General features: G+C 36.7%; 5 protein-coding genes and 1 pseudogene. All 6 read left to right on the top strand.

Translation table 11 applies throughout. The features are described from left to right. Positions 1–188 precede the first annotated feature (188 nt). The 6 genes and pseudogenes from cls to HZR21_RS08115 all read left to right on the top strand — a co-directional run bounded on the left by cls (position 189) and on the right by HZR21_RS08115 (position 6913). The gene (cls, locus tag HZR21_RS08140) at positions 189–1661 is read left to right on the top strand and encodes a cardiolipin synthase (RefSeq protein WP_180747220.1); all 1473 of its coding nucleotides are present in this window, start codon (positions 189–191) and stop codon (positions 1659–1661) included. A gap of 271 nt (positions 1662–1932) precedes the next feature. Continuing rightward, entirely contained in the window at positions 1933–2919 is a 987-nt protein-coding gene (gene guaC / locus HZR21_RS08135; protein ID WP_180747219.1) for a GMP reductase, read from the top strand. Positions 2920–3476: 557 nt separating this feature from the next. Next, the gene (locus HZR21_RS08130) at positions 3477–4667 is read left to right on the top strand and encodes an MFS transporter (RefSeq protein ID WP_180747218.1); all 1191 of its coding nucleotides are present in this window, start codon (positions 3477–3479) and stop codon (positions 4665–4667) included. 81 nt (positions 4668–4748) lie between these two features. Next, positions 4749–5027 carry a 30S ribosomal protein S16 gene (gene rpsP / locus HZR21_RS08125; protein ID WP_003137168.1) on the top strand — a complete coding sequence of 93 codons (279 nt, stop codon included), beginning with the start codon at positions 4749–4751 and terminating at the stop codon, positions 5025–5027. Between the two features lie 114 nt (positions 5028–5141). Further along, on the top strand, positions 5142–5381 hold the full coding sequence (locus tag HZR21_RS08120; RefSeq protein WP_160439328.1) for a KH domain-containing protein: 240 nt from the start codon (positions 5142–5144) through the stop codon (positions 5379–5381). 113 nt (positions 5382–5494) lie between these two features. Next, positions 5495–6913: pseudogene (locus HZR21_RS08115) on the top strand (IS1182 family transposase). Positions 6914–7016 lie beyond the last annotated feature (103 nt).

Genomic DNA, 7016 nt, shown 5'->3' with positions numbered 1-7016 from the left:
AATAAGAATAAACAGTCAAGTGGCGTCTGTAACATAAAGAAAAACACAGTAGACTATGCTTAGTTTTCTGTGTTTTTTTCTAATTTCATTTAGAGGTGAATTAATTGGTAGTTATTAGAGGTGCCCTTAACATGAGTTGTAATAAAACTCAAGCTCTTTTTTGTCAAAAATTATGTTAAAATAAAAGTATGAATGCTATTTTAGAAACGACCTTTTCGGTTATCAGAACACATTTTAGTACAATTGTGTTCTTTACTAATATCCTCCTCTCATTAATTATTATTTTTCGTGAAAGAAAAAGTACGTCATCTACTTGGTCTTGGCTTTTTGTTGTCAACTTGTTACCGATTTTTGGCTTTATTTTGTATATCTTAATCGGCCGAGGCATTTCAAGTTTCCGGATTTTTAAGTTGGAAAAGCAATCGAGACATGGCTTTGAAGAGGAAATTAAACAGGCGAAAGCAGCCTATTCGAAAGATCGTTTTTTAACTAAAATAACAGATAATTATGTCATAGGTCAATTGTTACATATGCTGTTTATTTCAGAAGAATCGATTGTCTCTATGAATACAGATGTGCAGCTTTTTACTGATGGCCGTGAAAAATTCGATGCCTTGATTGCTGACATTGAAAAAGCTCAGCACCATGTCCATGTCGAATACTATATTTTTCGTATGGATAATTTAGGCAAGGAATTAACACAAGCACTCATCGCAGCGAGAAACCGTGGTGTAGAAGTTCGGGTTCTGATTGATGCATGGGGCTCAAACGGCACGAAAATGCGCCATTTTAAAGAGTTGACAGCAGTAGGTGGGGAAGTTGTTTATTTCTTTCCGCTCATTCTGCCAATGATTAACCCACGGACCAACTATCGGTTGCACCGTAAAATTGTCGTTATTGATGGTCAAATTGGTTATACTGGTGGCTTTAATGTCGGAGATGAGTATGTCAGCATCACCAAAAAATTTGGCTACTGGCGTGATAACCATTTGCGCGTGAGAGGTGATATTGTTTATTCTTTACAGAATCGCTTTATCATGGACTGGAATAGCCAACACCAACATGAAATTAATGATTCTTCAGCCTATTTTCCAAAAACGGATGCATCAGGTCACATCACATCACAATTTGTATCAAGTGGTCCAGACACCAAACGTGAGCAAATTAAAATGGCATATCTGAAGATGATTAATGGGGCAGAAGATGAAATTATAATCCAAACACCTTACTATATTCCTGATGATTCCATTCATGAAGCACTGAAACTCGCCCTTTTAAGCGGCGTCAGAGTTAGATTGATGATTCCGAACAAACCCGATCATCCTTTTGTTTATTGGGCGACTTACTATTATAGTGCAAGTCTAGTGCGTTATGGTGCTGAAGTTTACACCTATGAAAATGGTTTTGTGCATGCTAAGACGATTATTATTGATGGCAACTTTGCGTCTGTAGGCTCTGCTAACTTTGATTATCGTAGTTTTAGTTTAGATTTCGAAGGCAATATGATTATCTATGATCGTGAGTTCTCACAACGTCTACGTCATGACTTTTTTGAAGACTTGAAAGTTAGCCAACAGCTGACAATAGAGCGTTACGAAGAACGGTCACTATTCATTAGATTTAAAGAAGGCATTGCTAGACTTATCGGTCCGATGTTATAAAATCCGAACATTTCAACAGAATATTTTCTAAATGACACAAACACTTTGAAAGTCTCTTTCAAAGTGTTTTATAATTAATAATGGAAGTTGTGACGAGCAGAGAAAAATGTTTGGAAAAAACAAATGACATTGAGTCAAAGTGATTCCCCAATATCTTCTGTCACAATAGCGAAGTTGAACAGTCAATCTGTTAAGCTCGGTCGGTATCTGCAAATAAGCTAACTCAGAAGAAAAAAATCAGCTGAGTAGACTAATATTTGGAGAGTATAATATGAATAATTTACCTGTTTTTGACTATGAGGACATCCAACTTGTGCCTAACAAGTGTATCATCAATAGCCGTAGTGAGGCTGACACATCAGTCAAACTAGGTGAGCATACTTTTAAAATGCCAGTCGTTCCTGCTAATATGCAGACGATTATTGATGAAGATGTCGCTGAATATCTTGCAAAAAATGGTTATTTTTATGTCATGCATCGTTTTGATGAAGCTGCCCGTATTCCTTTTGTGAAAAAAATGCAAGCACAAGACTTGATTGCCTCAATTTCAGTCGGTGTTAAGGATTATGAGTATGCTTTTATCGATGCCTTAAAAGCTGAAAATGCTGTGCCAGAATTCATCACAATTGATATTGCACATGGTCATTCTGATAGCGTCATTCGTATGATTCAGTATATCAAAGAAGTGATTCCAGAAACCTTTGTCATTGCAGGCAATGTTGGTACGCCTGAAGCAGTTCGTGAGCTTGAAAATGCTGGAGCAGATGCAACAAAAGTTGGGATTGGACCAGGGAAAGTCTGCATTACCAAAGTTAAAACTGGTTTTGGTACAGGCGGTTGGCAACTAGCAGCTCTACGTTGGTGTGCTAAGGCTGCACGTAAACCGATTATTGCTGACGGTGGCATTCGAACACACGGGGACATCGCCAAATCAATTCGTTTTGGTGCGAGTTTTGTCATGATTGGCTCGCTTTTTGCCGGACACGAAGAAAGTCCAGGTCAAACCATTACTAAAGACGGCGAACTTTTCAAAGAATATTTTGGTTCTGCCTCTGAGTACCAAAAAGGTGAAAAGAAGAACGTTGAAGGTAAGAAAATTCTTGTACCTCATAAAGGAGCCCTTCAAGATACCCTGACTGAAATGCAACAAGACCTACAAAGCTCAATTTCTTACGCAGGTGGTCGCGACCTCGAAAGTCTGACCAAAGTAGATTACGTTATCGTTAAAAATTCAATTTGGAATGGCGATAGTATTTAAAACAACTTTAAAAGATGAAGCTAGACGTTCAAGTCTAGTTTTTTTATGTTGTGCGTGGCGTAGTAAGTTAACAGATTATTGACCTATGCAGCTCATTGTCATAAGATGTTGGGAATGGCTTGGTAGTATAATAAAAATAAAAATAACTTATGTTATAAAAAGTATGAGATTCTCCGAAAAAGTTCGAAGAAGGAAGATAGTAGAACCTTGATTTGCTAATTCAAGAGAGATTGTAAAACTTGATATCAAGAGTTGAGCAATTCTGAAAATAGAATTGTGTTTTTATATCTTTTGATTTTATTTTCTATCATTTTAGTCAAAAAACTATTTTCTGCAATTTTTATGTTGAAAAAAAGCAAGCATCATGTTAAAATTATACGATGTATTTTTAACTGATTATCAGTTTATTTCATTTTTATTAGCAATTAAATAACTGAGTTTCGGCTTTTTGTGACTAGGAGAATAGCTATTTTTTCGCTTTAGGGTAAATCTTTATTTTCAATGGTATCAAAAAAGGCGGCTCACTATCTTACTTACAAGGGGAGTAGCAAAACAAAATGGACAACTCGAACTCACAAAGAAAAGTTTTAATTTCTGCTGCGGCAGGGATTGGCTTAGAAAACATGGATATCATGTTTTTGTCATTTTCAATGGCATCAATTATTGCGACTTTCGGTATCTCCGGTACGCAAGCAGGATGGATTGGCACGATTACCAATTTTGGTATGCTTTTAGGTGGCATTATTTTTGGTATGTTGGCCGATAAAATTGGTCGTGTTAAAGTTTTTTCTTACACCGTTATTATTTTTTCAGTAGCATCTGCTTTAATGTTTTTCGCCTCAAATATCTATCTTGTTTACCTCTTTAGATTTATTGCAGGAGTTGGTGCGGGTGGTGAATATGGTGCTTGTATGTCCTTGGTATCAGAATCAACACCTAAAGAGAAATTGGGTAAGGCAACATCAATTGTTGCGATTGGTGGGCAAATCGGTGCGATTTTAGCAGCTGTTTTAGCGTCATTAATCATTCCAGCTTTTGGTTGGAAAATGCTTTATGTGATTGGGTTATTTCCAGTCTTGATGGTTTTATGGATTCGAAAAGATATCAAAGAACCTGAAAGTTTTCAAGCAACAGATCGTGCTGATCGTGGTCATCTTGGTTTGTTATTTAAGGATGGTAAAACGTCATGGCAAACGATTGGTCTCAGTTTGATGGTCATGGTTCAAATTGCTGGCTATTTTGGTCTCATGAACTGGCTACCAAAGATTATGCAAGATCAACTTAACCTTAATGTAACGGGATCTTCTTTATGGATGGTTAGTACCATTCTGGGGATGTCTGTTGGGATGATGACCTTTGGAACAATCATGGACAAACTTGGTTCTAGATTTTCTTACACTATTTTTCTTATCTGTTCTGCAGCATCGGTCTATCTTTTAATACTTGCCAATAGTAAAATGACTTTGATTGCAGCAGCAGTTGTTGTCGGATATTTTATCAATGGGATGTATGCTGGGTATGGTGCTATTATCTCTAGCTTGTATCCAACAGAAATTCGTGCGACGGCTAATAACTTTATTATGAATATTGGTCGAGCTGTTGGTGGCTTTTCATCAGTAATTATCGGTTTCTTGCTAGATAAATATTCTTTGATGATTGTTGTTGTTTTCTTGTCTTTTATCTACATTTTTAGTTTGGTAATTATGTTGACAATTCCAGGCATTTCAAAATTGAAAAATTCGAATTAATATCTGTCAAGAAAAAAACTTGACACCACAAAAAAATCTGATATAATAATAAATGTAAACAAAAAAGAAAAGAGAAATATCATGTCTGTAAAAATTCGTTTGACTCGCATGGGTTCAAAGAAAAAACCTTACTACCGTATTAACGTTGCTGATTCACGTGCACCACGTGATGGTCGTTTCATCGAAACAGTTGGGACATATAACCCACTGATCGCTGATGAAAATCAAGTAACTTTAAAAGAAGAACGCATTCTTGAGTGGCTTGGAAATGGCGCACAACCTTCTGACACTGTTAAAAACATCTTGTCAAAAGCTGGCGTTATGAAAAAATTCCACGAAGCAAAATACGCTTCAAAATAAGCAAGTATTATATTTGTGAGAAGCGACTATTTTTGGTCGCTTTTTTGATAAGTTTAACTTTTAGTAGCTTAGCTACTTTTGAGTGTCAACTTTGACTAAACGAAAGAGACTATTATGGATTTAGATGTACAAGAGTTGGTATTGACGATTGTTAAGCCATTGACTACTGAACCTGACCTTGTTCGTATTGACGTCGTAGACGGCGAAGAGTTTATCGAATTCCACCTCCATGTCGCAGAACAAGATATGGGACGAATTATCGGTAAGCAAGGTAGGATTATTCAAGCTATCAGAACGATTGTTTATTCTGTACCTGTTGAGGGTAAAAAAATTCGTCTACTCGTCGAAAAATAATTAAGCGCTGATTTCAGCGCTCAGACTGAAGACAAACTCCAATAATATTTGAAGTTTGTCTTTTTTCTTTGTAAAATAAAGGTATCAAGTCAGTGATTAGGGAGGTTTTAGGCATGTTTCATAAACAAACAATGATTGGCCGTGGTCAAATGGGCTTCTATTCTCTTGAAGATCTGGTGCCCCAAGACCATCTTTTACGGCATATTGATCAATATGTTGATTTTGACTTTATTTATGATTTAGTTGTGGATAAATACAGCCTTTAACATGGCAGACCAAGCCTTGATCCTGTTATGTTGATTAAAATTCCGATTATCCAATACCTCTTTGGTATCCAAAGTATGCGCCAAACAATTAAAGAAATTGAAGTCAATATGGCTTATCGTTGGTTTCTTGGGCTTGATTTTCAAGATGACGTGCCACATTTCACAACTTTTGGTAAAAATTATAGCCGACGTTTCAAAGACACTGACTTATTTGAACAGATTTTCTATCACATTTTGGATCAAGCTTTTGCGGCTAAATTAGTTGAACCGAAACTAATTTATCTTGACGGGACACATATCAAAGCACATGCCAACCGCAATAAATTTGTTAATCAAGAAGTTGCGGTTGAAGCTTTGATCTATCAAGAAAGTTTAGAGAAAGAAATTGATGAGGTGCGGGCGAAAGTTGAAAAAAAGCCCTTCAAAAAGTCAGAAGAAAAAATCGTCAAAAATAATAAAGTGTCAACGACAGATTCTGATAGTGGCTGGTTTCATAAAGGGGAACACAAAGAAGTTTTTGCTTATTCGGCCCAAGTTGCTTGTGATCCTAACGGTTGGGTACTAGGTTATACAGCAGATCGTGGTAACCTCCATGACAGTCGGACATTCTTTGATTTGTACGCTAAACTGATTCAAAAATTTCCAGAAATTGATACAGTTGTCACAGATGCAGGCTATAAAACACCTGCCATCGCTAAAAAATTGATAGATGATGGTCGAACGGGATTGTTCCCTTACACACGACCACGTGGGAAAAAGGGACTTTTCCGCAAACAAGATTATAGTTACGACTATTTAAGCAATACATATATCTGTCCAAATGGTAAGCAATTGATTTATAAAACGACCAGACGTGATGGTTATCAGGAATATCGTACGACTAAAACAAACTGCATCACTTGTCCGCTTTTGACACAATGTACGCTTTCACAAACCAAGCAAAAGACTGTATTCAGACATATTTGGCAGCTTTATCTGGATAAGATTGAGCAGAATCGATTAACAACTTGGGGTAAAGTAACATATAATCGACGAAAAGAAACGATTGAACGATTATTTGGGACTGCCAAAGAGCACCACAATCTCAGATATACACATGAAAATGGGCGAGATAAGATGCATATGAAACTTGGTCTTACTTTTGCGTGCCTGAACATGAAGAAAATGGCGAAAATCATGGCTAATCGAGATAGAGGGAGGGCGTTTATTTCCCATTTTCAGATGATATTTAAGGTTATGAACTATCAAAAAGCACAATTCGCTTAGGAATTGTGCTTTTGTCTTCAATCTGAGCGCTGATTTCAGCGCTTTTTTTAATGAACTGAGGTTGTTTTTAGACGCTCGAGTCTTGGACTGATAGGTGGTCTGT

Source organism: Pseudolactococcus laudensis, from assembly GCF_013449735.1.
In the GTDB taxonomy this organism is placed as follows: Bacteria; Bacillota; Bacilli; order Lactobacillales; family Streptococcaceae; genus Pseudolactococcus; species Pseudolactococcus laudensis.
Note: the sequence above shows the minus strand (reverse complement) of the source record. Positions and strands in the feature narration are given on the sequence as shown.